Annotated in this window: 26 protein-coding genes and 1 tRNA gene; 19 read left to right on the top strand and 8 right to left on the bottom strand. The window is 36.9% G+C overall.

Features of this window, described 5'->3' with window-relative positions; all coding sequences use genetic code 11:
* Positions 1 to 724 precede the first annotated feature (724 nt).
* From RHP64_RS10300 to RHP64_RS10275, 6 genes are all read left to right on the top strand, one after another.
* Positions 725 to 1,348, top strand: coding sequence for a carbonic anhydrase family protein (locus RHP64_RS10300; RefSeq protein ID WP_014325276.1), 624 nt, complete (start codon positions 725 to 727; stop codon positions 1,346 to 1,348).
* A gap of 128 nt (positions 1,349 to 1,476) precedes the next feature.
* Positions 1,477 to 2,418: an AEC family transporter gene (locus tag RHP64_RS10295; RefSeq protein ID WP_014325275.1), complete on the top strand. Its 942-nt coding sequence runs from the start codon at positions 1,477 to 1,479 to the stop codon at positions 2,416 to 2,418.
* Between the two features lie 177 nt (positions 2,419 to 2,595).
* Positions 2,596 to 4,446 carry an FAD/NAD(P)-binding protein gene (locus tag RHP64_RS10290; RefSeq protein WP_025268599.1) on the top strand — a complete coding sequence of 617 codons (1,851 nt, stop codon included), beginning with the start codon at positions 2,596 to 2,598 and terminating at the stop codon, positions 4,444 to 4,446.
* A 107-nt stretch (positions 4,447 to 4,553) separates the two neighbouring features.
* Complete coding sequence (locus RHP64_RS10285) at positions 4,554 to 5,363, top strand: HAD-IIB family hydrolase (protein WP_025268598.1); 810 nt, start codon at positions 4,554 to 4,556, stop codon at positions 5,361 to 5,363.
* A gap of 55 nt (positions 5,364 to 5,418) precedes the next feature.
* Positions 5,419 to 6,282, top strand: a complete 864-nt coding sequence (locus RHP64_RS10280; RefSeq protein WP_011680571.1) for an NAD(P)-dependent oxidoreductase — start codon at positions 5,419 to 5,421, stop codon at positions 6,280 to 6,282.
* Between the two features lie 210 nt (positions 6,283 to 6,492).
* On the top strand, positions 6,493 to 6,762 hold the full coding sequence (locus RHP64_RS10275; protein ID WP_025268597.1) for a hypothetical protein: 270 nt from the start codon (positions 6,493 to 6,495) through the stop codon (positions 6,760 to 6,762).
* 175 nt (positions 6,763 to 6,937) lie between these two features.
* On the opposite strand, the gene RHP64_RS10270 is transcribed toward RHP64_RS10275, so the two are convergent.
* Positions 6,938 to 8,293: an FAD-dependent oxidoreductase gene (locus tag RHP64_RS10270; RefSeq protein WP_011680570.1), complete on the bottom strand. Its 1,356-nt coding sequence runs from the start codon at positions 8,291 to 8,293 to the stop codon at positions 6,938 to 6,940.
* Positions 8,294 to 8,372: 79 nt separating this feature from the next.
* Positions 8,373 to 9,047, bottom strand: a complete 675-nt coding sequence (locus RHP64_RS10265; protein WP_025268596.1) for a Crp/Fnr family transcriptional regulator — start codon at positions 9,045 to 9,047, stop codon at positions 8,373 to 8,375.
* A 278-nt stretch (positions 9,048 to 9,325) separates the two neighbouring features.
* On the opposite strand from RHP64_RS10265, the gene rpmH reads away from it, so the two are divergent.
* The 7 genes from rpmH to RHP64_RS10230 all read left to right on the top strand — a co-directional run bounded on the left by rpmH (position 9,326) and on the right by RHP64_RS10230 (position 13,547).
* The gene (gene rpmH / locus RHP64_RS10260) at positions 9,326 to 9,460 is read left to right on the top strand and encodes a 50S ribosomal protein L34 (protein ID WP_002816117.1); all 135 of its coding nucleotides are present in this window, start codon (positions 9,326 to 9,328) and stop codon (positions 9,458 to 9,460) included.
* A 138-nt stretch (positions 9,461 to 9,598) separates the two neighbouring features.
* Positions 9,599 to 9,949: a ribonuclease P protein component gene (gene rnpA / locus RHP64_RS10255; protein WP_010280488.1), complete on the top strand. Its 351-nt coding sequence runs from the start codon at positions 9,599 to 9,601 to the stop codon at positions 9,947 to 9,949.
* A complete protein-coding gene (locus tag RHP64_RS10250) occupies positions 9,946 to 10,782 on the top strand; it encodes a YidC/Oxa1 family membrane protein insertase (RefSeq protein WP_010280494.1) in 837 nt (278 codons plus the stop codon). The genes rnpA and RHP64_RS10250 overlap by 4 nt, the downstream gene beginning before the upstream one ends.
* Positions 10,783 to 10,899: 117 nt before the next feature.
* Positions 10,900 to 11,505 (top strand): signal peptidase I, encoded by a 606-nt coding sequence (gene lepB, locus RHP64_RS10245; protein WP_014325269.1) that lies wholly within the window; start codon positions 10,900 to 10,902, stop codon positions 11,503 to 11,505.
* Positions 11,474 to 11,938: a GNAT family N-acetyltransferase gene (locus tag RHP64_RS10240; RefSeq protein WP_025268594.1), complete on the top strand. Its 465-nt coding sequence runs from the start codon at positions 11,474 to 11,476 to the stop codon at positions 11,936 to 11,938. Before lepB ends, RHP64_RS10240 begins: the two co-directional genes overlap by 32 nt.
* Positions 11,935 to 12,858 carry a magnesium transporter CorA family protein gene (locus RHP64_RS10235; RefSeq protein ID WP_011680566.1) on the top strand — a complete coding sequence of 308 codons (924 nt, stop codon included), beginning with the start codon at positions 11,935 to 11,937 and terminating at the stop codon, positions 12,856 to 12,858. The genes RHP64_RS10240 and RHP64_RS10235 overlap by 4 nt, the downstream gene beginning before the upstream one ends.
* Before the next feature lie 119 nt (positions 12,859 to 12,977).
* Entirely contained in the window at positions 12,978 to 13,547 is a 570-nt protein-coding gene (locus RHP64_RS10230) for a xanthine phosphoribosyltransferase (RefSeq protein WP_010293912.1), read from the top strand.
* Here the strand turns inward: RHP64_RS10230 and RHP64_RS10225 are convergent.
* Positions 13,542 to 14,369, bottom strand: a complete 828-nt coding sequence (locus RHP64_RS10225) for a LysR family transcriptional regulator (protein ID WP_025268593.1) — start codon at positions 14,367 to 14,369, stop codon at positions 13,542 to 13,544. The two genes, RHP64_RS10230 and RHP64_RS10225, sit on opposite strands and share 6 nt — an antisense overlap.
* Positions 14,370 to 14,508: 139 nt before the next feature.
* On the opposite strand from RHP64_RS10225, the gene RHP64_RS10220 reads away from it, so the two are divergent.
* Positions 14,509 to 15,501, top strand: coding sequence for a YeiH family protein (locus RHP64_RS10220; RefSeq protein ID WP_025268592.1), 993 nt, complete (start codon positions 14,509 to 14,511; stop codon positions 15,499 to 15,501).
* Positions 15,502 to 15,513: 12 nt separating this feature from the next.
* On the opposite strand, the gene RHP64_RS10215 is transcribed toward RHP64_RS10220, so the two are convergent.
* The 3 genes from RHP64_RS10215 to RHP64_RS10205 all read right to left on the bottom strand — a co-directional run bounded on the left by RHP64_RS10215 (position 15,514) and on the right by RHP64_RS10205 (position 17,636).
* Positions 15,514 to 15,584: transfer RNA gene (locus RHP64_RS10215), tRNA-Ile, on the bottom strand.
* A 36-nt stretch (positions 15,585 to 15,620) separates the two neighbouring features.
* Positions 15,621 to 16,409, bottom strand: a complete 789-nt coding sequence (locus RHP64_RS10210; protein ID WP_462785050.1) for a 2-keto-4-pentenoate hydratase — start codon at positions 16,407 to 16,409, stop codon at positions 15,621 to 15,623.
* A gap of 459 nt (positions 16,410 to 16,868) precedes the next feature.
* Positions 16,869 to 17,636, bottom strand: a complete 768-nt coding sequence (locus RHP64_RS10205) for a helix-turn-helix domain-containing protein (RefSeq protein ID WP_014325265.1) — start codon at positions 17,634 to 17,636, stop codon at positions 16,869 to 16,871.
* 420 nt (positions 17,637 to 18,056) lie between these two features.
* Between RHP64_RS10205 and RHP64_RS10200 the strand changes: the two genes are divergently transcribed.
* From RHP64_RS10200 to RHP64_RS10185, 4 genes are all read left to right on the top strand, one after another.
* Positions 18,057 to 18,545, top strand: coding sequence for a hypothetical protein (locus tag RHP64_RS10200; protein ID WP_010287976.1), 489 nt, complete (start codon positions 18,057 to 18,059; stop codon positions 18,543 to 18,545).
* Between the two features lie 66 nt (positions 18,546 to 18,611).
* A complete protein-coding gene (locus RHP64_RS10195) occupies positions 18,612 to 19,652 on the top strand; it encodes an efflux RND transporter periplasmic adaptor subunit (RefSeq protein WP_025268591.1) in 1,041 nt (346 codons plus the stop codon).
* Positions 19,645 to 20,334, top strand: a complete 690-nt coding sequence (locus tag RHP64_RS10190) for an ABC transporter ATP-binding protein (protein WP_002815509.1) — start codon at positions 19,645 to 19,647, stop codon at positions 20,332 to 20,334. Before RHP64_RS10195 ends, RHP64_RS10190 begins: the two co-directional genes overlap by 8 nt.
* Positions 20,321 to 21,502 carry an ABC transporter permease gene (locus RHP64_RS10185; RefSeq protein ID WP_014325263.1) on the top strand — a complete coding sequence of 394 codons (1,182 nt, stop codon included), beginning with the start codon at positions 20,321 to 20,323 and terminating at the stop codon, positions 21,500 to 21,502. The genes RHP64_RS10190 and RHP64_RS10185 overlap by 14 nt, the downstream gene beginning before the upstream one ends.
* A 35-nt stretch (positions 21,503 to 21,537) precedes the next feature.
* Here RHP64_RS10185 and RHP64_RS10180 read toward each other — a convergent pair whose 3' ends face one another.
* The gene (locus RHP64_RS10180) at positions 21,538 to 22,992 is read right to left on the bottom strand and encodes a glutamate--cysteine ligase (protein WP_025268590.1); all 1,455 of its coding nucleotides are present in this window, start codon (positions 22,990 to 22,992) and stop codon (positions 21,538 to 21,540) included.
* A 128-nt stretch (positions 22,993 to 23,120) separates the two neighbouring features.
* On the opposite strand from RHP64_RS10180, the gene RHP64_RS10175 reads away from it, so the two are divergent.
* A complete protein-coding gene (locus RHP64_RS10175; protein WP_025268589.1) occupies positions 23,121 to 24,014 on the top strand; it encodes an alpha/beta hydrolase in 894 nt (297 codons plus the stop codon).
* A gap of 82 nt (positions 24,015 to 24,096) precedes the next feature.
* Here the strand turns inward: RHP64_RS10175 and RHP64_RS10170 are convergent, their stop codons facing one another.
* Positions 24,097 to 24,360 (bottom strand): PspC domain-containing protein, encoded by a 264-nt coding sequence (locus tag RHP64_RS10170; protein WP_011680558.1) that lies wholly within the window; start codon positions 24,358 to 24,360, stop codon positions 24,097 to 24,099.
* Positions 24,361 to 24,392: the final 32 nt, after the last annotated feature.

The raw sequence follows: 24,392 nt of genomic DNA, 5'->3' as shown, positions 1-24,392 counted from the left end.
GATTATCTCTCCTAAATATGGTTCAAGTCAGAATGAAATGACGATCTTACGTTGATAGTATTTAACGAAGATTATGGATTGAACCGACGACTTTTCTAATATAGAAGAAGTAGCAAAGATAATTATAACAATAAGAAAAATAGTTTTCCACAGGCAAACGACAACTTTAGAGAATATCAACAGTTGTGGACAATGAAAAAGAGGGGTTGTTGATATTAAGACGAACAAATGTGTGGGTTATCCACAAATGAACATTGTTGTACACAAGCAAAAGGGCGAAAGGACAATAATTGAGGCTGTTTATAAACATTATCCACAGGGGTGAGTTCACAACTTGTGGATATGTGGATAACTTGTGAAAGAGCATGTTAGTAAAAAGCTAAAAAACACCGTGAGTAAACAGGTAGAGGATAAGTTTTTATAACATTGTGAATGTTAAAGAATTTATTAAGGAGCTATTTTATTTTCTGTTTTTCCTCTAAAAAGTTGATAAATATTTTTGAAAAAACCTTAATTATCATAGCTTTTGAGCTGTTTTTGTTAGGATAGTCAACCAAAATGCATTAATAATTATTTTCACAAAATAAAACGTGTTAGAATAAATGAACCAATTGATGCTGGGGAGCAAAAATTGATGGTGCATTGTGAGCATATTGTGGGAACTTTCTTTGTTGTTGCTTTACTATATATAAATACGATAGTAAGAAATTTAAGAGGTACCCGGATGAAGCACTTAGATTATAGAGAACAAGAGGATTGGCGAAAGGCCGATGACACGATTTATCAATCACCGATTGATATTCCGTTGACAAGCATTCAACAACAAGAAAACAGTCAGTTGATTATTCATTTTGAGGATCGAGTCCAGTCTGACGATCGAATTATAGGAGAACAGTTTTTAGTTCAAGGTAATTTGCGTGTTGATGGGACGGTATGGGCATTAGAAAGATTTCATTTTCATGATGGGGCAGAACATCTCGTAGACGGTAAGAGGTACGATGCTGAGATTCATTTTGTTTTTCAACGTGATAATCAAACGTTAGTGTTAGCAGTTTTTGGAGAAACAGCAAATAATGATAACGGTATCGAAGTGCAAAACATTTATGATGAACATGTTAACGCAGAAGGGTTAATGAAGTTAATTCCTGACAATCGTAGTTATTATCGATATACAGGATCGTTGACAACACCGCCATTAGGGCAAAATATTAACTGGCTCGTTTTGACGTCAGCAATACAAATATCAAAGCAAGATAAAGCATTTTTACATGCTGATTATCCAAATAATTATCGTGAAGTACAGGACTTAAATGGGCGAGAAATCGATTTTTTTCCTGAAAAAAAATAATTTAACACGTTCGTATGTTCATCAACGGTTTTATGCATATTTTTATATAGATGGTGCAAACAAAACTAGTAAATGATATGATGTTATGTGAATAATTTTAAAATTTCTCACATAAATGGGGCAGTGTTTTGAGCGTATTTTTACAGAGTATACAGGGTGTCTTGGTGATCCTAGTAATGGTTGCCATTGGTTATGGATTGGCAAGTGCAAAGTGGTTCACAGATAAAAGTGGCCAGATTATTGCACGTATCGTGACGCAGGTTGCGTTGCCAATGTACATGGTGAATACGATAACGCATGATTTCACTAAAGGCGAACTGATACGTTTATTACCTGAAATTAAATTTCCAATTATCTCGATGCTAGTTTTATTTGCAATTTCGGTTGGATTTGCACGAGCTTTAGGTATTCGAAAAAATCGCCGTGGCCTTTTTCAATCAATGTTTTTCAATTCAAATACTGTATTTGTCGGCTTACCAATAAATATGGCTTTGTTTGGTGTTAAAAGTCTACCGTATGTGTTAGTTTATTATATGGTGAACACGACTTTTTTCTGGACATTGGGTACTTATCTCATCCAGCGTGATGGGGAAGGAGCGTGGAAATTTGATATCAGGGCGACGCTATCAAAGGTTTTTTCACCACCGTTGCTTGGCTTTATCTTAGGAATCATCTTTGTTTGGACAGATGTTAAACTGCCAACATTTGTGGTTTCTGATTTACAGTACATAGGTAACTTAACTGTGCCACTATCAATGTTCTTTATTGGTATTGCTGTGCAGCGCGCAGGCTTGAGAAATATGGAGTTCAATAAATATAGCTTAGGCATATTATTTGGTCGTTTTATTTTGGCCCCAATTGTCATGTTTTTCCTCCTATGGAAGGCTGATGTGCCGCATCTAATGAAACAAGTATTTATCTTACAGTCAGCTATGCCAGTTATGACAAATGCGCCAGTAGTGGCTAGTTTGTATGGTGCGGATGCTGATTATGCAGCAATTATGGTAACTGAATCAACAATTCTTAGTTTGGTAGTGGTTCCGATTCTTATGACATTGATAAATAACTAGTTGCAAATGAATGAATATACTAATAACGTCAGCCTAATGGCTGTCGTTTTTGTGTTTTAAGGTACCTATGATATTTATTGAGCATTTTGAAAATATTTTTATAAACAACTATAATAATGGGAAACTAATAATAATATAAAAGCGTTAATAAATTAGACGTTCTGGAGAAGATAAATAATGCAAGTAGCAATCATTGGTGCCGGTCCGCGTGGTTTAGCGGTGGCTGAGCGACTGATTAATTTAGCGGATGACGATGTTCAACTCGATGTTCAAATATTTGATCCACACGTCATTGGTGGACGAGTCTGGGACCCATCCATTCCACAAAATAAATTGTTTCTAATGAATACAGTGATTGATCAAATTACGTTATTTACTGATGATTCAATTGAACATGGTGGTAAACCACTACATGGACCAACTTTGTTTCAGTGGTTAAAGTCAGACGCGCGCACTTTTTTGGAGAAGCATTCAGAGTTTGATGATTCCTATACAGCCGAAATACAACATTTAACATCACCTAGTGATTTTGCTACGAGAGGCATGATGGGCATTTACGCGGCTTGGTATTTTGAATGGCTGAAAAAGAGAGTCCGTAGCAATCAAACATTAACCTTTACGCAGCAAAGCGTAGAAAACCTTACTCAAATTGGTACAAATTACCAAGTAGTTTTGACAGATGGGACCCAAATTTTAGCCAATCAAGTCGTGATGGCCTTAGGACATTCAAATAATGATTTAACGGCTGAGGAAGCTAAGTTTAAGTCATTTGCAGACGAAAATAGTCTAAAGTATTTGCCGCCTACGCATCCATCTGAGGCCAATCTTTCCGTATTTTCGCAAGAAGATAAAGTCATCATTCGTGGCCTCGGGCTAAGCTTTTTCGATTATATGGCAGGATTGTCAATTGGAAAAGGGGGGTACTTTGAACGCGAAACAGATGGTGATTTAACCTATCATTCATCTGGACGAGAACCGCATATTATTGCCGGGTCTCGTAGTGGCGTGCCATTGCATGCGCGTGGTATCAATGAAAAAGAGACAAGTGAAGTTTATGAGCCAATATTTTTCACACTACCAGCCTTAGAAGCTTTGCGCGCAGCTGGACATGGACAAATCAAGTACGATGATTTTGAAAAGTTGCTTGTTAAGGAGTTGACCTATAAACACTTACTGAATAGAATCGACAGTCCAACTAGCAATTTGACATACGATCAGGCGCAGGATTTGAAGCAGGCGTTACTAACGAGTGCTGATTTAAATGCAACAGCAGAATCAGTTGGTTTGATTGATGAGCCACCTTTTGATATCGAGGCTATACGTCAACCGGCAAAGTATTTACCTAAGAGTGCTGATTATACGGAGTGGTTATTAGACTACTTAGAAAAAGACATTCAAGATGCTCGCTTAGGAAATAAAATAGCGCCTTTTGCAGGTGCTTTCGATATTTTACGTGATTTACGCGATCGGGTTCGTTTTGTAGTTGAGCATGATTATTTCTCTGCAGATGAATATGAAATATTTTTGAGTAAATTCAGACCGTTAGACGCTATGGTATCTGTTGGACCACCCTTGGAACGTGTCGAGCAGTTACGTGCCTTGATTAAAGCTGGAATTGTGGAAGTCATGGCTGCCAACATACAGGTCACCACTGAATCAGGTAACTTTGTTGCTCGTGATGCTCGGGGAAACGAAGTGAAAGGTAATGCATTAGTTGAAGCGCGTGTTGGCATGACAAACATTGACCTATCAACAAACCCATTGATTGCTAGTCTGCGAGAGAAGGGCATTTTGGCAGCTGCTATTTGGACACGTAACGATGGATCAACCTATAAATTGGGTTCAGCTGATGCGGATCATCGTACCTTTGAGGTTGTTAATTCCAAAGGGGAGCGCATGCATAACTTATATATTTATGGTATCCCTCTTGAAGGCAAAAAATGGTTCGGGACAGTTATTCCACGCCCTGGTGTTAATACGGTTGTTTTGCGCGAAGGGGCATGGATTGCACAACAGATTTTGGCATAATCTTGATTGTTTCACGTGAAACAAAAAGACAGATTTGCTATACCCAGTTTATCAAGGTAGAATGAATAGCATATAGACTAGTAGACAGGTAAAGGAACTTTCCAACATTGACCATTCAGCTGATAGCAACGGATTTAGACGGTACGTTTTTGACGGACGATAAGAAGTTTGATCAAGCATTGTTTCGTAATGTATTGCGTGAATTAAATAAGAAGCATATTCAATTTACGATAGCCACAGGTGTTCATCAAGAACGCATTAATATCTTATTTAAAGATTTTCTTAATGAGCCCTTGAATTTTGTCACCAATAACGGGGCTCGTGTGGTGAAAAGCGATGGCACCGTGTTGTTCTCGAAAGTTCTCCCCCCGGTAACTTTGCGTAAAATTCAACAATTCTTGAATAACTATAGTATGCGTCCAGACCGTGGCTTGGTTTTTTCAACAGATGAGACCGCTTATTTGCCTTTGGATTTCGATATGGCAAGTAACAAGCGTTATTTTAAATACTTTAAGTACGTTAAAAGTTTCGGTGACGTGCGTGAAATTAACGAACCAATCTACAAAGTCACTATGAGTTGGACAAACTTTGACGAAAAAAGGTTTTATGATGATGCCCTTGCATTCTTTGGTGATGATGTGCATATTACGGAAACAGGTACTGGGGCTATTGATATTGTTCCTGCCTATGTCAATAAGGCCGAAGGATTAAAAATGTTAGCTGAAAGTTATGCTCTTGACTTGTCTCATGCTGTTGCTTTTGGTGACGGTGGTAATGATTTGGAAATGTTAAACGCAGTTGGGCTGCCATATAAAATGCCGGATGCTGACATTATTGGTCAATTTAATGTTGCATTGTCGGATAATAATCATAGTGGTGTTTTAAAAACTATTCAAAAACTGATTACTACAAAATAGCTATTTAAAAGCATTGCACATGGGTGTGGTGCTTTTAAATTAAGGAGGATGAAGTATGAATATCGGATTTATTGGTACTGGCGTAATGGGCACAGGAATAATTAATAATTTATTGCAAGCGGGCTATGAGGTATCCGTTTTCAATCGTACCCATAGCAAAGCAAATACAGTGCTCAACAATGGTGCTATCTGGCGAGATACACCGGCCAAAGTTGCACAGTACTCGGATATTACTTTTACGATGGTTGGTTATCCAAAAGATGTTGAAGAAGTGTGGACGAGTGAAGATGGTGTTTTTGCTGGTGCTAAAGAAGGTTCAATTTTGGTTGATATGACAACTTCAACACCACGTTTGGCTGAACAATTGGCTCAAACTGGTGCTGATTTAGGATTCAAAGTGTTGGATGCGCCAGTTTCAGGTGGTGACATTGGTGCTAAGAATGGGACATTAGCGATTATGGTTGGTGGCGAACAACAAGTTCTTGATGAGATTAAACCTGTATTAAGCGTTATTGGACAGCAAATTGTTTTTGCTGGTTCAGCGGGCAAGGGACAACACATGAAGATGAGCAACAATATTGGTGTTGCAGCAACCGTTATTACAATGGCAGAATCCTTAGTTTATGCAAAAGCAGCTGGCCTTGATTTAGAGAGTGCCTACAATGTTTGGCGTAAAGGCGCTGCAGGATCATGGTCGGTCGATAATTATATACCACGTATTTTCCAAGGTGATTATGCGCCTGGGTTTTATGTCAAGCACTTACTAAAAGACTTACGAATAGCGTTAGACGCTGCTAAGGAAATGGATATAGATTTGCCCAATACCAAACTTGCCGAGCAACTATTTGAGCGATTGAGTCAAGAACATGGGGATGAAGGTGTACAAGCGATTGTAAAATTGTGGGCTTCATTTGAATAGTCTTTTTGTGGCATAGACTGTATAAAGTAAACAAAAATAGTTCAGTGAAATTGACCCGAATCATTTTCACTGGGCTATTTTTATTTGTTAAATGGCTTATATTAGTTAATTTAGCAAAAAATTGACGGACGCTTACCACATATGTTTAAATAATATGCATACTTTTAAACTTGATAACAATTAACGAACGTAAAAATTAAAATGAAAACCATGTTCAAAACGGATAAACAAAAATATTTATTAAAATTTTTAGAAAAACACCCCAATTTAAATCGTGAGGAAGAAAAATTAATCTCTGATACAACTAAAAAGTTGAATAATCCAAAAGTATCAGAATACAGAGAATTAACAAGTATGACTAATGAACTTCGAAAACTATCTCTCAACCATAATTTGTCAAAAGATGGCAGAATATTGATGAAAAAATTACATCGTGATGAATGGCTATTTGGGCTCCTTTACAATCTAGGGCTCCTTTGAAATTAAAAAGAACCTTGGTCAAAGATTGACAGTGATGGAATTCTACTGTTTCTATGGTTTCAATCTTAGGTGACAAAGACTAATAATTTAAATATAAAAATCACGCTACAATAATAAAACACGACTCGTCATAGGAAGTCGTGTTTTATTTGTATTCATTAATTCAATAAATTCATCAATAAGCTAATGTCAAAGCCTGTTTCTCAGCGACAGCGGCAAGAGCAACCTCAGGAATGTAGTTAATTGGTTGACTAAAGTTGGGTTGGAAGAAAAAGTCAGACATTGCTAATTCATCAATTGTCATTTGTTTTTGAATGGCTATGGAAACGAGATTGGCAGATTGCGACACATCATGTTGAGACATAAACGAACCGCCAACAATTCGGCCAGTATCTTTTTCCCAAGTTAATGAACTAAGAACAGAAGTTGTACTTAGCATAAAGTCGGGACGATAATCACTTTCGATAACTGTTTCAATGACATCAAGACCTTTTTCTTTAGCAGTCGCACTATTCAATCCGGTAGCAACCATGGCCTGTTCATATAGTTCGACTGCGGAAGTAGCTTGTGTTCCGAGGTAACGAGTTGTTGGTTCAACAATGTTTTTACCGACTAGTATACCTTGGCGGATAGCGTTTGTAGCCAAGGGGATGTAATCAATGGCTTGGGTTGGATTGAAAAAGACAGTACTGGCATCTCCAGCGGCATAGACGTTGTCTTCACTAGTTTGCATATAATCGTTAACAATTATCGCACCATTTGGGAGTGTCTCAAGTTGACCACTGAATAAATCGGTGTTTGGTAAGAATCCAATGCCTAGTATTGCAATATCAGCTTCGTATGAGCCATTTGGTGTGGTTATTTTGATACCGTTAGGCGTGTTTTCGAATTTAGATACAAACTGGTTGAGAACCACATCAACATTGTTTTTTTCGTACTCTTTTTGAATACGCTCGGTGAAAGCCGGACCAAAGTTTTTTGCCAACACACGGTCAGCACCATCAATTAACGTCACTTGTTTTCCAGTAACAGAAAGTTGTTCAGCTAACTCAGCCCCAATGTAACCAGCGCCAATGACAGCTACACGCTTGAGATCTTTGGCAACGCTTTTGATACGCGTAGCGTCATCCCAAGATTTACAGAAATACACACGATTACTGTCAATCCCAGGAATATTTGGAATAACGGGCTTTGAACCAGTTGTGATAACTATTTTGTCAAATTGTTGTGTTGTAACCTCTTCTGTATCTAAATTAGTTACTGTTAATGTTTTAGATTTTAGGTCAGCCTGATTAACTTGGTGCGCCATCAACATGGTAATACCTTGGTTGCGCATTGATTCAGGAGTTTCGTAGAACATTTTTTCAGGATCAGAAACATGATCACCAATCCACAAAGCTATGCCGCACGACAAAAATGAAACAGTAGTATTTTTTTCAAATACAGTTACTTCTGCCTCGGGATGCTCCGATTTGATTTGTTTGGCTGCATATACGCCAGCATGTGTAGCACCAATTATACCTATTTTCATGATGTATGTCCTCCGATTAGTAATTGTAATCTGTACATCAATTATAAGCTCAAACAATCACATAAGTAATTGACCTAAGTCAAGGATTATCTATTTTTGTGATATTTAACACGATTTTACCTTTGGAGCTATTGCTGATAATTCTTTTTTCTTCAAGTTTTGTAAAGTTTCGACTCAGGGTAGCAGGAATAGTGCCGAGATATGCTGCTAGTTCTTTTTTTGACATAGGTAGTTCAAAACTTAAACTATCTGTTTCTTCGGCAGTATCCTTTAAAAACTTCAATAATCTATCTTCCACAGATCCAGTTAAAAGATTAGCTTGTTGTGTCTGTAATTTCTGCATCTTTTCAGCAATAGATATGGCTAATGATAGACCAATGGTTGGTTGTCGTTTTGTTAAGGTCATAAAATCGCTTCTGCGAATTTCACAAATGCGAGATTTTACCACAGCGACACACGTTACTGCGTGGCGTGAACCTATAATTAAAGATTCTTCTCCATCAATGTCACCTTCATTTAAGAAATAAAGCGTTTGTTCTTTTCCATTGCTGGAGGTTTGGCTGATCTTTAGTTTGCCTTGATGTACTAATAGTAGTCGATCAGAATCATCCTCTACATCAAAAATGGTTTCCCCAGGCGCGTATTCAATGTAATTGATTTGTTTGCTGATCATATTTAGTTCATCTTGGGGAAGCTGACTAAATAGAACAGTTTCTGAAATACAATTGTGGTTAGGATGTGTTAATTTACGCATAAGAAGAGTCCTTAGAGTATATTGATAATATTTGAGCAAGTATGATTAAAAAATTTTAAACTAATATATAAGTATATTTCTAAAATTTATTGTAACAAAAGTTTGATTGTCAATGCTGAGATGAGGATTATATTGCTATTAACATAGCAAAGAGCGTATAATAGTTAAGTATTTGAAAAAAAATCTAGTACGCTTGTGCTGGGGTTGATTTCATGATATGATTAAACTCGAATTGCAAAGTTTTTGCAGGTAAAAATCGTGAATGGAGGTGAACACACATGAAGCGTACATACCAACCAAAAAAGCGTCATCGTGAACGCGTACACGGATTCCGTAAGCGTATGAGCACGAGCAACGGTCGTAAAGTTTTGGCTCGCCGTCGTGCAAAGGGCCGCAAGGTTCTATCTGCCTAACAAGGTCGCTGCTATGCAGTGGCTTTTTTATTTAGTACATGAAGAAATAAATAATGTATTATTTATCGTGAAGATGAACATTTTAGTAACCATTTAGGCATGTTGATACGGCTACGTACATAAATAGGGAGTAATTTCATGAGAAAAACATTCCGCATAAAAAAACCAGAAGAATTTCAACATGTTTTTAATAAACACCGTTCTGTAGCTAATAAGTATTTTATTGTTTATCAAATGGATAAACCAGAGCAAAAACATTTTCGTGTTGGGCTTTCGGTTAGTAAAAAAGTAGGTAAAGCACATGAGCGGGTTTGGGTTAAACGTCGTATCCGTCAAAGCTTGTTAGAATTGAAACCTGAATTACCTCAAGAGTTGGATTTATTAGTCATTGCACGCCCTGCTGCAGCACATAGAAGTCAAAAATTTTTGAAAAATCAAATGATTCATGTGTTAAAGTTGGCTAAGATATTGAAAGAAGAGAACGAATGAAGCGATTTGAGAATATTTTGAAGAGAATTGGACCGTTACCTTTGATTATGGCAGGAGTAGCGTTGGTCTTAATCATTGTGTCCGGATTGTCGTATGATGGACATGTGACATCACATAGTTTCTGGAGTGCGATTGTCGCGGTGTTTACAAGAGCTATTTTGGGTGCTTCAAGTTGGTTTGGCAATAACTATGGTATGGGTATTATCCTGTTTACTATTTTTATTCGCTTCTTGATCTTGCCACTAATGGTATACCAAGTGCAATCAATGATGAAAATGCAAGTGGTTCAGCCGGCTTTAAAAGAACTACAAGCAAAGTATCCAGGTAAGGATACTGAAAGTCGTCAGTTAATGATGGCAGAGCAACAAGCACTTTATAAGGATGCTGGCGTAAATCCATTTGCTTCAATGTTACCTTTAATTGTGCAAATGCCTATTTTAATTGCACTGTATCAGTCAATTTGGAATTCACCTGTTCTAAGATCGGGAAAGTTTCTGTGGCTACAATTGGGAAGTAATGATCCGTACTTTATTTTACCGGTGTTGGCCGCATTGTTCACGTTTGCATCATCATGGCTTTCAATGCAATCTAACCCCGATCAAAATGGTATGACTAAGGCTATGCCATACATTTTCCCTGTGATCATCTTTTTCTCTGCTCTAGCCGTTCCGAGTGCTTTGTCACTGTATTGGGTTGTGGGAAATGCTTTCCAAACTGTACAGACATTTTTCTTGCAAAATCCTTTCAAAATACGACGTGAACGCGAAGCAGCAGCGCAACTTGAAAAAGAAAAACAACGTAAAATCAGAAAAGCAAAACGCCGTAAGCGGTAAAAAATGATATTATTAGCTGGAAACAATGTTGTTATAACACTGTTTCCAGCTTTTTTTGTATAAATATTTTTTAAAAACTGATATAATATTATTTAATGTTAGAGGGGCAGATAGGATATGAACTTTATAAAAAACTGGGTAATACCCATTGTCATTGGTCTTTTCATTGCTTTGATTATCCGCACATTTCTGTTTACTTTGGTGACAGTTGACGGACCGTCAATGAATCCCAATTTAGACAATGGCGAATTAGTTGTTGAGAGCAAAATATCTACTGTGAAACGTGGGGATGTCATAGTTTTTGACGCAACCAATGAGGATCCACAAATTAAATCTGGGCACAAGGATTATGTGAAGCGCGTAATTGCTGTTGGCGGTGATATAGTATCACATAAAGGTGCGAATCTATATGTTAATGGTAAAAAAGTTAATCAGGATTACATTGGATTAGAGCAACAATCAGGGGGCACTTGGGGTGATTGGACGTTAAAAACGCTATCATCTCGAGATTTTTGGCAAAAGAAAGATCGTAACACAACAGTTGTACCAAAGAATTCATACTTTGTACTAGGCGACCACCGATCGGTTTCAAATGACAGTCGTATGTTTGGTTACGTTGAAAAGAAGCATGTACTTGGTAAAATCTATGTGCCATTCTGGAACTCAGATAAGCAATCAAAAGAGAATGTTAATGACCAGTCCAAAAAATTTTTTGCAAACTAAATCAACGAAAAATCTAGTACTACGCGCAATGCAACCTGACGATTCAGAGGCACTTGCGCGTATTTATTTAGGTGCTCGACAACATAATTTTTCTTGGGTTAAACATCCTAAATTAGAGGATTTTGCTAGAGTTTCTCATGGTGAGGTGGTCGAGGTCGCTATTATTAATCAAGAAATTGTAGGATTTGCATCCTTATCAGAGCGTGATAGTTTTTTACATCTGCTATTTATTAAAGAAGGCTGGAATGGTTGTGGCATTGGTGCAAAATTACTTGATTGGGCACGCAATCAAGTAACGCAAGCGTTAGAATTAAAAGTGGTTACAGCTAATGTTGCTGCGCAACGTTTTTACGAACGAGAAGGGTTTTTAGCTGTTGGAAAATCAGTGTTTGCAAAGCCACAAAATCTGACTTATAGGGATGGCAGAAAATGATTGAGATAGTTAAGAACGTAAAAAACTTTACATGGTATCACGTTTCAAATTTGACAGTTGAAGAACATGAAAGCTTAGTCAAAGAGCACCACTTAACCAATGAAATGATAGGATATGCTGTTGATCATAATGAGAGTGTGCGCATGGAATATGATCGGCATGCGGACGAAACTTTGATGGTTATTGACGTGATTGTACATCAAGACAACAATGTAGAGACGAGGCCAATTGGTATTTTATTTGCTCATAATGATGTCTATACATTTACGCATGAGCCTACAGATTACATCAAACCGATTATATTAGATCCGCAAAATCAACAAATACGAGCGCAAGAGGACGAAATTAGTGCATTTGATTTTATCATGACAGGATTATATTCTTTAATGATAAAGTATGTTGACGAAATAACAGAAATTAATAAAAAACGGCGTGTCATTCAAGCACAATTTGGTCAACAAAAACAAACGACACACCAAATGAATGAGTTATTATATTTAAAAACACAAATGATTTATATTCAAAATTCACTGGCCAATAATCATGTGATGCTAGATAGCTTTCGAACAGATTTTAAAACATTATTGAAAGAGTTTGAACTAGAACATATTGATGATGTAAGAGTTGAAGTTGAACAAGCTAAGCGAATGGCTAACTTGGCACTAGAGGTGATTAATTCAGTTAGTGACGCGATGGGCAATCTCAGTAATCGTGATTTGAATTGGACGATGAAGGTATTAACTGTTTACTCAATTGTTTTGACAGTCCCAACTATTGTAAGTGGGTTTTATGGTGAAAATGTGAAGTGGTTGCCGTTTGCTGATGCACAAAGTGGTTGGTGGGTAACGATTGTTATTACCCTTATATTAATGGCGTTGGTTAGCATTTTGATGATGATTTCTGGTTTTTTTCGAAAATAATGATTATTTCAAATTTTGTATTGATTACGATAGTTTGTCGCCATTTTTTTCTAAAAACGTCTCAAATTAAAAAGGTAGTGGTTGTCAATGGTGGCAGTAAATGAAAAAGGAAATGAATGATGAAAATATTAGAGCAAAGAATTAAAAAAGATGGTCGTGTTTTGGGTAAAGATGTGTTAAAAGTGGACTCTTTTTTAAATCATCAAGTTGACCCAGAACTTATGCAAGCCATGGGTGAAGAATTTGCAACAATATTTTCTGATGAGAAAATTGATAAGATCGTAACGGTTGAATCATCTGGAATAGCTCCGGCAGTTTTTGCAGGTCTGGCACTTCATGTGCCAGTTGTATTCGCACGAAAAAATAAATCTTTAACATTGCCAGAGAATGTTTGGACTGCAGATGTGTATTCATTTACAAAGCAAACGACGAATCATATTATGATTGATCATCGCTTCCTAAGTGCCGCTGAAAATATCTTAATAATCGATGATTTCTTAGCTAATGGACAGGCTGTCGAGGGGCTGCTTAAGATCGCCAACGATGCAAATGCTAATGTTGTTGGGGTTGGGGTTGTCATAGAAAAGACTTTTCAAAAAGGCCGTCAAATTCTAGATGAGCGCGGGGTACGTGTTGAAAGTTTGGCAAGAATTAAAGGTTTTGAAAACGATGAAGTTATTTTCTTATAAATTTCTGGCAATCTGAATAAAGCGTGCGATCTCATTTTTGATAGCACTCTGATTACTATGTTCATGGTGAATAATATAAAATTGACGGTTAAACGCGTCATCTAGTTTCTTATAAGGAACAGATTCTGGTAAAGCTTGAATACTAACAATAGATTTACCAACATTTTGTGCCAGCATTTTTACAATAATATCATTATTTGCAATAGTTAAGAAATGATCTGGTACAATGTTATGCTGTTTAAAGTATTGTTGTGTGTAATGATACACCCCAGAACCTTTTTCCCGAACCAACCAAACAGTGCTGTCCAGATTACCAGCCAAAACAAGTTGATCGACGGCTATCGCATCACGAGTAATAAAATCATGTGTGATCGGTTTTTCAATTATGCCAAAATCAAATTGATGATTTAAAACACCAGCCAGGATTTCTTCAGAATTATGCATTTCAATTTTGAAATCAATGGTGTTAAATTCATCTTTTTTTATTTGTGCAAAAATCTTGGGCAGTAGAACGGTTGCTGAGGTCTGCGATGCACCTATTCTCACTGTAGTACGTGGCCGTTCTTCAGCTAAATCTAAGCTGTCTGTTGCATTTTGCCAGTCATCCAGTAGATGTAGAGCATGTTGGTAAAATTTTCTGGCATTTGTAGTAGGTACTAATTCAGTACGCCCGTTTCGTTCAAATAACGTAGTGTTTAATTGCAACTCTAACTGTTTAATATGCACACTGACTGTAGGTTGAGAAATAAATAATTGTTCAGCCGCCTTTGAAAAAGAACGTGTTTCATAAACTGCGATAAAGGATTGGATTCGTTTAAACATATGACTTCCTATTAAAATACTTAATTGAATATATTATAAATATTTATTTTACAAATAGCAAAGGTGGGGGTAACATAATAACTATCGAAATTAGAATTTAGCAGCCCATTGGTGCTGTTAAACGTGTGGGAGAATTGACATGAAAATTAAAAAGACTATGATTTCTGGTATTATCATTACTTTAATATTGTCTGCAGTTGCTAAAGTATTAGCTACGTGGCTGCCGTTTTTAGGCGCGGAAGCAATCGCAATGTTATTAGGTATTTTATTAGGTAATACTGTTTTGAATCAGCCATCTTTCGCACCGGGGATGAAATGGGCAGAAAAATTTCCCATCGAAATTGGTATTGCGTTGATGGGGCTTACCGTTACACTCCGGACCATTGAAAATCTTGGTATTAATGGCTTGGCATTCATTTTGATACAGATGACATTAACTATTTTGGTTGTTCTTTGGATGGGTGGTCGTGTTTTCAAAGTTTCTGACAAATCCTCCATGTTAATGGGCGCAGGTAATGCTGTTTGTGGATCAAGTGCTATTGCATCAGTAGCACCAGCGATATGGGCCACTGATGATCAACGACGAACAAGTGTTGCGACTGTTAGTTTGACTGGTGTTGTGTTGTTACTGATATTGCCGATTCTTGGGCCACACGTGTTAGGAGACCATAACTTACTGTTGGGTGCACTAGTTGGTGGTGTGGTTCAGTCAGTTGGGCAAGTCGTTGGAACAGCATCATTGATTAATACTACTGTTGTCACGTATGCGACCCTGTTTAAAATGCTACGTGTCATCATGTTGACAGTTGTTGTGTTAGTTTTTGCTAAAATGGCACAAAAAAAAGACGATTCAGCAACAAATATTAATAGTAAAGGTGTCAAAATTCCTTGGTTCATCATGGCATTCGTAGTTTTACTATTAGTTAATAGTTTTATTCCATTACCCAACTTAATAACAAGTGGAGCCAAACAGATTTCTGGGTTTTTCGGCGTCGTGAACTTAGCGGGAATCGGATTGAATCTTAAGTTGGACACAATCAGAAAGTCTGGGGGAAAGTTTCTTAGCTTTGGCCTTGTGACTGGTGCAGTACAGGTCATACTTGCTATTATTTTAATAAAAATTCTATTTTAAATTTAGTATATATCGGCCTGAAAGGTAATGATCCTCTATCTCTGCGTTATCAGCGCAACGCTCTGCCATTGAGCTACAAGCCTATTATAAAAGTGTTCCACGTGGAACACTTTTTATTATTATTTCACATGAACCGAAACAGAACCAAAGCCTTCAGTAAATTGCGCTTTCCAAGTGCCGGTTGTAAGTGACAAGGGGAGTAGAAATGTTCCTGTCGAAGCATGCGTTCCTGCTGGAAAATCTTTGTCTTGTGAAAATAGTTTTTCAACAAGCCATTTTAGTGATGTAACTGGGTTGCCAAGGACTTCACTGCCAACGCCATTGGCAACTTCTTGATCATTGTGCGACAGAACAGCTGAAACACGAGCTAAAGTAGCTAAATCTAAGTCAGCGCCATCACGTTGATTACCATAAACTACTGCACCCCCTACGGCCGCATCGCACAAAACGAGATACTTGTCGAGCTTTGGGAACCAATTTTTGAAACGGGCATCTGGTAATTCTAAAGTTGGTGCAACAGTTGTATTTTGGAGTAGTTCTACTTCGCTCATTGATGGGGTTAGGTCCTTCTTTGCAGTAAACATTAATTCCACCTCAACTTGCGGTTCATTGTATGCTGTTAAATCTAAATTGAAACCAGATTGGACAAATCGATTAGCTAATTGGGCACCATATAGTGGTGAATCAGAGTTAAATAAATCTTGTGTTTCCTGAGACGTTAAGGAAACCTTGTAACCAGCAACTGGAGCATTCTTTTGAGTAAGAACGGCATCTTGGACTTTATAGGCATTTTCGAAATTATCAACGACGCCGACATATTCGTCTCGGTCAAGTGGCGTGTTGGTATCAAATGCTTGGAAGAGTTTAGTAGTTAATTCTTGTACGGTGTGTGTTGTTGATGTTGTCATGATATTTTCCTCTTTTATTGTTATTTCAAACAAAAAATCCCATTTAATAACTATTACAGTTATTAAATGGGATTTTAAACTCCTTTATAACCGTAACGACCAGATATTACGAGTCGTTACGTTAAATAACAACCCAACTATTAAATAATAATAATTGCGTTGATAATTGTATTGTTTACTTGTGAGTTCATTTGCTTGTTCATGTTTCTAAGTATAAAACAAACAACATAAAAAAGCAATACTATTCTTAGTTTTATAATTTAAGTGCCATTATTAATGATGAAAGCAGGTATAATACATGGTGCTTGTATTTTTATTCATAGATATCGAGATAGCTCTGTTGATATAAAAGTTAACAAAATCACAATATGAAATTAATCAAAACCAATAATTATACTGTGTGCATAATTATTGAATAAAAACACCGTATTAGTAAAATACGGTGTTTTTATTTAAAAATTATAAAGTGGCTATGTCAGTGATAGACATCTTGGTTAATTGTAAGAAATGAACTCGAAAAGTTTCTGGTGTTTCGGGGATAGGTTGAGTTAGCCAAGTTGAAATAATTGAGAGTGTCATTTTCACGCTGAGTTCAATAGCAAATGATCGACTAACTGGGGCGTTTTCAACACAATAATTATTAAAAAACGGAGTCACCCATTTAATGTATCTCTGCTCTAAAAAATGCAGCCATTCGCCATTTGCATAATTTTTCGAATAGAGTATTTTTAGAACGTGACAATGCTGATATAAAATAGGCAATATAACATCAGCAAGTATGATAAAAGGGTCAGTTGCTGTTGTATGTTCCAGCGCAATTGATATTTCCTGTTCGATTTTCATCGCAATAAAAGTTAATATATCCAAAGGTGTTGAAAAAAGCGATGAGACATAATGTGGACTTAGGCCGGACTCAAGAATAATATCTTGCATAGTGACGTTTCGCATATCAGAGCGAGATAATAAGCACAAGAATGCATGGGCTAATTTTTCTTTATCCAGATCACGTTTACTTTTCTTTGGCACCTTATCGACGGGTAATAATTTTGAAAGTGGTATATTAAATGATTGGGATATTTTTTTCAACATCACAAGTGTGGGCCGGGTTCTCGCACGTTCCCAACTTGAAACAGTTTGGTGAGATACAGACAAAAAAGCAGCAAACTCTGTTTGCGTGAGTTTGTTGTCATCTCTAATTTTTTTAATTATTTTATTAATTTCATACATGAAAATACCACTACTTTTTTATAAATTAATAATAAAGTCCGAAAAACATGGGTAAAAAATGACATTTATTTGTCGTTTGTTTAATTAAAACAATTATTATCAGATTTTACAACAAAAGTCAATAAAATATTTATCGCAAAAAATACGATATGACGTAACTTTTGATGAATTTTGGTCGTATTGATTTTGATATAATAATAACTATCGGCTAAATAGTATAGGCCTGATACAAATAAAGGAGAAAAGAGATTATCTGAATAGTTCACTTATACTTGTATTTAAAAAATAGATGATTTTTTGAAAGTCTGTGGGGATATTTTCAAAACTCATCTATTTTACTTCAAGTATTGTTACAGTTTGAACTATTATTAGGTGCAAGCATGATGAATCTTGTAGTCTTGGTAATCAACAGGGAGAAATATGACAAAAACAGTTAAGATTGTGTTAACAATCGTTGGTACTTTGGTTCTAATCGGAATAACGATGGTTAGTAGTTTGATCGCTATAAAAGACGTAAGTGGTACTGAATCTAGTACTCAAAACTTGTATGTAATGATTAGTATAGCTGTTGGAGCAACAGCATACGTTATATTTAGTGCGTTATTCAGCAAATTATTTATTTTTCTTTCGCAACTTGGTCAAGAGGCAAAGCAATCCGTATCATTCATGAATTCATGGTACGCCACAGTAGTAAGTACGTTACCTGTTGGAATCATTAATCTGTTTCTAATAACTGTTTTGAATCTATATAAGAATGATAATAAAGTAGCAAGCATTATTGGTGATCTTGTTGCGACATTCTTATATACATTAATTTTGCGTCAGGATGGTACGATTACAAAACGTACACAGATTATTTTTATTGTGATTTCAGTAGCTCTAGGCACTGGGATGGCCTTTGCGTTTTAACTTTTTGTAGTTAACGAGATGTAAAGAGTTTTGAATAATCATTAACATGTTATGTAGGGGAAGTATATGAAACGCAAGACAAAAATTATAGTAACTGTTGTTGGAAGTATTGCTGCACTTGGTATGTTAACTGCCACTGGCGTGCAAGCTTACCATAAACTGGTAAAGCCAACATCAACTGCTAAAAACAAGTATCAAGTGTATAAAGTAACCGGCGCCTTACCACTTACAATGTCAGGAAAAGTGGTTGCTGAAAAAACACAATCTTTAAACTCACCAACTGGGAAATTGCAACAAATTAATGTGAAAGACGGGCAGTCTGTTAAAAATGGTGATATTTTACTTACCGTAACTGCTACAGACGTGCAAGAGTCTATTAGTTCACAACAGGACATTGTAAATAAAGCCAATCGCGCAGTTAGCAGCGCATCAGCTACTCTTAAAAATGCGCAACAAAGTTACAATCAAGCAGATGCGGATACTAAAATTTCGCTAAAGGACACTGTTACACAAGCGCAACAAGCATTAACTGATGCAAATGGTGATTTGCAAGATGCCCAAAATAAGCTAGCAGAATTACAAGGTAAATTAACTGTATCTTTAAAGGCACCTTTTGACGGGGTTGTTTCAGTTAGTAATGATACAAAAGATGGTATACCAGCCATTACAATGAATTCAAGTCAAAAAGTTTTGCAAGCTAATGTGTCAGAATATGATTACAGCAAGGTACACGCTGGAGATATTGTCACAGTGAGCGGTATTGATGGCTCGCCAAAACAAAGTACTAAGATTACAAAAATTGAACAAATTCCATCTAATCAGGGCAAAGGAACAACGTATTATCCTTTCTCTGCCAGTGTTAATAACGACTTTTTGTACGGACAAAGCGTTAAAGTAAAGGTGCCGCAGTCAGAGTTGAAAATTCCGAAATCAGCGGTATATAAAGGTAGTGTTTACAAAGTTATTGATGGTAAGGCTAGTCGAGCTCAAGCTGACTTAACGCAAAATGGAGATACGTACATTGTTAACTCTGGTATTAGTAAAGGGGAAGAATTGGTTACTAATCCGGATGCAAAGTTGACAAACGGAGAGGTTGTTGATGATTAACTTAGTTTCAGTCAGCAAAAGTTATCGACAGGGAAACGAGAATTATAAGGCTTTACATGAAATTTCGTTAAATATTGATGCTGGTGAATTTGTTGCGATTATGGGACCGTCCGGTTCAGGGAAATCAACATTGATTAACATTATTGGTTTTTTAGACAATAATTTTGATGGACAATATAATTTCAACGGCACTGTAGTTAATGATTTGAATAGACGCGATCATGCTCGATTGCGTAATCAATCAGTTGGTTTTATTTTTCAAAATTTCAAACTAATTAGGAACCAAAGTGTAGGCGAAAATGTTGGGTTGCCGTTATTATATGCTGGTTTGAAGCGACGTGATATTATTGCTCGTGTAAATGATGTGTTGGAGCAAGTGGGATTGCCCGGCAGTTATGATAAACTACCTAAAAATTTATCGGGTGGACAACAGCAGCGTGTTGCAATTGCTCGTGCAATTGTCACACGGCCTAACTTTCTAGTGGCAGATGAACCCACGGGGGCATTAGATTCGGCGACATCTCGAGAAATATTGGCACTTTTTGAAGAGCTAAATCGTAATGGAACAACAATCATTATGGTGACACACGATGAAAACGTTGCACGCCAAACAAATCGTCTGATTAGAATTTTAGACGGTCGTTTACAAAGTGACATGGAGGTGCAACATGCAGGTTCGTGAGTTAATTGTCAGTTCATTCAGGTCATTAATTTCAAATAAACGTCGCAGTATTTTAACTATGATTGGAATTATTATTGGTATTGCTTCGGTGATTACCATCCTATCTCTTGGCGATGGTGCACGAATTGAAATGCTGAAAAATTTGCAGGCCGATAGTAGTGGACAGCAGTCGACGGAAATTACATTTTCGCCAAGTAATGATGCTAAAGTTTCCGGATTTAATAATGATGATTTAGCGCGTATTCGCGCTAATGCCAAAGTCAGCAAAGTTACGGTACAGTCTGATGATCATGGTATCTTATCCAGTGAGGGGACCATTAATGGTAAGAGCTTAACAGCATCAGTATATTTAGCAACAACAGCAAATGACAGTGAGATAATTACTGGGCATGGCCTTAAAGCAACAGATATCTCAATGGATAACCCAGTTGCATTGGTTAGTCAATCAATTGCCAAGAAGGGGTATCGAACAAATCGAAATGCGTTGAATTCAGGAATTGAAATCAATGGCACAATGTATACAATTGTTGGTATTATTAATAATAATGCGGTAAAGGGTGAATTTTACAATTACGACGTTGTTGTGCCACGACACGTGTTTGAGAACAGTAACGCAACGGTTAATGCGAATACCTTAAAGCTAACATTTGTGTCTGGAACAAATATATCTAAAGCAACAACTGATATTAAAGATCAACTCAATAAAATTGGTTCACAACATGCTTCCGGATCCTATGAGTTTTTTGATACGGCAGCTATGCTTAAAGGTATAACAGCAGTCATTAAGGGTATTACTTACTTTATTGTTGCTGTCGCAAGTATTTCGTTATTTATTGCCGGCATTGGGGTCATGAACATGATGTATATTGCAGTCAGCGAGCGGACTCAAGAAATTGGTATTCGGATGGCTGTGGGGGCATCTCAGAAACAAATTTTATGGCAGTTTTTGATTGAAGCAGTTATGTTAACACTTAGTGGCGGGATGATTGGCTACCTTGCGGGGTTAGGGGTAGCGATGGGAATTTCTGCTTTCCTACCATTTAAAGCTAGTGTTTCACTATCAACATTCTTATTGGCTTTCGGAACGTCAACAGTTGTTGGTCTAGTGTTTGGTATTTTACCAGCAAAAACAGCAAGTAATAAAAACCTGATTGATATTTTAAGATAACAACTACTAAAAAAGTAATGATACAGTCCGTATCATTACTTTTTTGTTTTGACATAATTAGTTAAGTCTGTATTTTTTGTGAACGTCCAGACATGGTCGTTTTGGCTTATTTGTAGACAATTGTCCTTGCGCAATAATGTTTTAAATCCTAATTTATGCGCCTGGATGTAAGTTTGTTTTAAATGATTTGGGGCAAAAACAAAATTATTACTGCTGGATTTTCGTTCTGACAAAATCTGTTGTCCGCGTTTCAAAGCAAATGTTTCCAGAGAATCATTACTAATGAAGTTTGATAACTGGGCCCCAATAGTTTTCGTTGGATCAGCAAGGGCATCCTTAGCGAATGTGAGAGCGCTAAAAAAATCTTCCTGTAGTTCAGCGGGGGACAGCTTAATAATATCCTCCAAGCGTTGAATCAATTGTTTAGCAGAAGTGGCGAGTGATGGGATGAGGGGAGCATTTGGATGTTGTAAAGATACCATATGGTTTAGAGACTGCGCGCTTTTTAGGTCGTCATCTGACCATTGCTGTGGATTAATGATGGCATCGATGATTAGCAAATGGAGGAAGCTTAACGCATCTTGTGAAATACCATCTAGTGTGAAGGGATTGGTATCAAACATCCTAAATTCTAGGTATGAGGCGCCACGTTGTGCCATATTAGTCAAACTTCCTGGAGCCTTTAAACGCACTGGACCATAAAACTCACTTTTATCATAGAATTGGCCAGTATCAACATAATGTTGAATTTGTTTCATATGCGTTTCAAAGTTAGTATAGTCAATTTCAATATCGTTATTATTTGCAAAACCAAAATTGCTGGCGCGCCAAGAGCGAACCGCTTGCCTATGTTTGAAATTAGTTGGTAAACTATCTGTTGAATTTTCAGAAACGGGACTTGCACCAAAAAGATAGGTCAGTAGCCACCTATAACTAGCTATCTGTTGAGCGATTTGAAAGTATAACTCATTTTTGGCAGCAGGATAGGAATTGATTTCTTTTTGAGAGCCAAACCACCAAACTAAGTCGTCAGCTGGTGAAAAATTAACATGAATTCCAGCCATAATATGCTTAAAAGGTCCATAACGTTTGACTAAAACATCCCGATATTCTTGATACCAAGATCGTTCAAAATGATTAAGCAAATAATCAATATCATTGGCAGACAAATGTGGGGGCATCGAAAGTGGCCAAATAATTTCATCCTCAGCCAGTTCAGATGCCAAAATAGTCTGGAGTTCGTGCAAATGCATTAAGGCATCTTTTGAAGAATGTTTAGTACCGGTGACTAGTTCCTCTTGGCTTTCAGAGAAATCAGTCTGGAAGTAGGGTTGATACTGCCGATTGCCTAAATCACGAGGGTGTGGATGTTGGGATAGGCTTTTACTTCCTGATTGTACACGGTGTTCTTCTATTTCAATACCAAAACGACCAGCAAATAGTATTTCACGTAGCTTGTTATCTGTAAGTTGTATAGAATTTTGAAGCATACAACGTTCTCCAATTGTTATATTTAAACCATTTTAACTTATTATAAGCTGGTAGTGGTAAAATTTGTATCAGTTTTAATATTATTATTACAATTTGACGGATACGTTAATTGTTTTATAATGAAAGTATGTTATTCAAAGATAAAACATATAAATATGTTCCAGCAAATATGCCAAAAAATGCTAGGGTGTTTCATAATCTTAGCTATTCGGTTGGAGATCGTAATCAGCTTGACCTTTATTTACCTAAAGCGGGGGAGAATTGTCCAGTTATTGTAGACATATATGGTGGGGGTATGCTTCGAGGCCAAAAATCCTCATATAAACTTAATCCCAGTTTACGGTTCTTGAATGATGGTTTTGCAGTAGTGAGTCCAGATTATTCACTTAATCAGCTAGGTGAACAAACTTTCCCTGTCCAAATCGCTGAGATTCGTGCAGTAATAAATTTTTTGATAAAGAATTCAAAGCAGTATGGCCTTGATAAGGACAACATTATATTGATTGGGGAATCTAGCGGAGCCCAGTTAGCTGTTTTAACGGCAGCAACAATATCTGAGCATTTATTGTTGGGCAGACTCAAAGATGTAGCGGAACACACGTTTTTTCCAAAAATTAGTTGTGTGATTGGGATGTATGGGCCCTACAAAGTTGACGATTTTTCTAAACAATTTGCTGCTCTCAACATAAAACCACAGTTCAGCGAAACTGGTGAGGCACAGTCATTTGAAGGAATAATGTTAGGTACCAAACGGCCGGACCAGATGCCAAGCAAAGTTGCACAAGCGAACCCAGCAACTTATTTTTCAAAGAATATGCCGCCCTTGTTATTATTTGCTGGAACTAAGGATGACGTAGTACCTTATTTACAGAGTGTTTCATTGGCTGAAAAGTATTATCAGAAAGTGGGTAAAAGAGCTGAGGTGATACTAGTTGATGATGCGCATCATGGACCACGTGATTTCAACACGGATGATATTCATGCAAAAAAATTGGCATTTATCAGACAAAATACTAACTAACAATGCGTTTTTGCAAAGCAAGTAAATAGACCCTGTGGATATGAAAAAAATCCACAGGGTCTATTTGAGATTAATGTTTTAATTAAGGGCGATCATCGTAGTCATCAGGTGTGACATCTTTTCTGGAACCGTCTGAATAATAATGTGTCTGACGTGGTTCATCAGGAATCAACACCCAAGCGATAATATAAACTAAAATTCCAGGCAGAACGGGTAAGAATCCTAATACCACGAAAATAATTCGAACTAACGTAGCATCCCAATTAAAATAGTTAGCAATTCCACCAAGGACACCGGCAATCACACGGTTATCACGTGAGCGAGTTAATTTTTTATGTTTTGTCATTGTTATTCCTCCATGTAATAATTGTTGATTTA

It is taken from the genome of Leuconostoc sp. XM4, from assembly GCF_055698815.1.
The sequence above is the reverse complement of the archived record's forward strand: the minus strand, read 5'-3'. Positions and strand labels throughout refer to the sequence as shown.

What these genes read in the sequence shown, in the direction of transcription:
- RHP64_RS10300 (WP_014325276.1), top strand. Translation starts at nt 725, where the DNA reads ATGAAGCACTTAGATTATAGAGAACAAGAGGATTGGCGAAAGGCCGAT.
- RHP64_RS10290 (WP_025268599.1), top strand. Translation starts at nt 2,596, where the DNA reads ATGCAAGTAGCAATCATTGGTGCCGGTCCGCGTGGTTTAGCGGTGGCT.
- RHP64_RS10280 (WP_011680571.1), top strand. Translation starts at nt 5,419, where the DNA reads ATGAATATCGGATTTATTGGTACTGGCGTAATGGGCACAGGAATAATT.
- RHP64_RS10275 (WP_025268597.1), top strand. Translation starts at nt 6,493, where the DNA reads ATGTTCAAAACGGATAAACAAAAATATTTATTAAAATTTTTAGAAAAA.
- RHP64_RS10270 (WP_011680570.1), bottom strand. Translation starts at nt 8,293, where the DNA reads ATGAAAATAGGTATAATTGGTGCTACACATGCTGGCGTATATGCAGCC.
- RHP64_RS10265 (WP_025268596.1), bottom strand. Translation starts at nt 9,047, where the DNA reads ATGCGTAAATTAACACATCCTAACCACAATTGTATTTCAGAAACTGTT.
- rpmH (WP_002816117.1), top strand. Translation starts at nt 9,326, where the DNA reads ATGAAGCGTACATACCAACCAAAAAAGCGTCATCGTGAACGCGTACAC.
- rnpA (WP_010280488.1), top strand. Translation starts at nt 9,599, where the DNA reads ATGAGAAAAACATTCCGCATAAAAAAACCAGAAGAATTTCAACATGTT.
- RHP64_RS10250 (WP_010280494.1), top strand. Translation starts at nt 9,946, where the DNA reads ATGAAGCGATTTGAGAATATTTTGAAGAGAATTGGACCGTTACCTTTG.
- lepB (WP_014325269.1), top strand. Translation starts at nt 10,900, where the DNA reads ATGAACTTTATAAAAAACTGGGTAATACCCATTGTCATTGGTCTTTTC.
- RHP64_RS10240 (WP_025268594.1), top strand. Translation starts at nt 11,474, where the DNA reads ATGACCAGTCCAAAAAATTTTTTGCAAACTAAATCAACGAAAAATCTA.
- RHP64_RS10235 (WP_011680566.1), top strand. Translation starts at nt 11,935, where the DNA reads ATGATTGAGATAGTTAAGAACGTAAAAAACTTTACATGGTATCACGTT.
- RHP64_RS10230 (WP_010293912.1), top strand. Translation starts at nt 12,978, where the DNA reads ATGAAAATATTAGAGCAAAGAATTAAAAAAGATGGTCGTGTTTTGGGT.
- RHP64_RS10225 (WP_025268593.1), bottom strand. Translation starts at nt 14,369, where the DNA reads ATGTTTAAACGAATCCAATCCTTTATCGCAGTTTATGAAACACGTTCT.
- RHP64_RS10220 (WP_025268592.1), top strand. Translation starts at nt 14,509, where the DNA reads ATGAAAATTAAAAAGACTATGATTTCTGGTATTATCATTACTTTAATA.
- RHP64_RS10210 (WP_462785050.1), bottom strand. Translation starts at nt 16,409, where the DNA reads ATGACAACATCAACAACACACACCGTACAAGAATTAACTACTAAACTC.
- RHP64_RS10205 (WP_014325265.1), bottom strand. Translation starts at nt 17,636, where the DNA reads ATGTATGAAATTAATAAAATAATTAAAAAAATTAGAGATGACAACAAA.
- RHP64_RS10200 (WP_010287976.1), top strand. Translation starts at nt 18,057, where the DNA reads ATGACAAAAACAGTTAAGATTGTGTTAACAATCGTTGGTACTTTGGTT.
- RHP64_RS10195 (WP_025268591.1), top strand. Translation starts at nt 18,612, where the DNA reads ATGAAACGCAAGACAAAAATTATAGTAACTGTTGTTGGAAGTATTGCT.
- RHP64_RS10190 (WP_002815509.1), top strand. Translation starts at nt 19,645, where the DNA reads ATGATTAACTTAGTTTCAGTCAGCAAAAGTTATCGACAGGGAAACGAG.
- RHP64_RS10185 (WP_014325263.1), top strand. Translation starts at nt 20,321, where the DNA reads ATGCAGGTTCGTGAGTTAATTGTCAGTTCATTCAGGTCATTAATTTCA.
- RHP64_RS10180 (WP_025268590.1), bottom strand. Translation starts at nt 22,992, where the DNA reads ATGCTTCAAAATTCTATACAACTTACAGATAACAAGCTACGTGAAATA.
- RHP64_RS10175 (WP_025268589.1), top strand. Translation starts at nt 23,121, where the DNA reads ATGTTATTCAAAGATAAAACATATAAATATGTTCCAGCAAATATGCCA.
- RHP64_RS10170 (WP_011680558.1), bottom strand. Translation starts at nt 24,360, where the DNA reads ATGACAAAACATAAAAAATTAACTCGCTCACGTGATAACCGTGTGATT.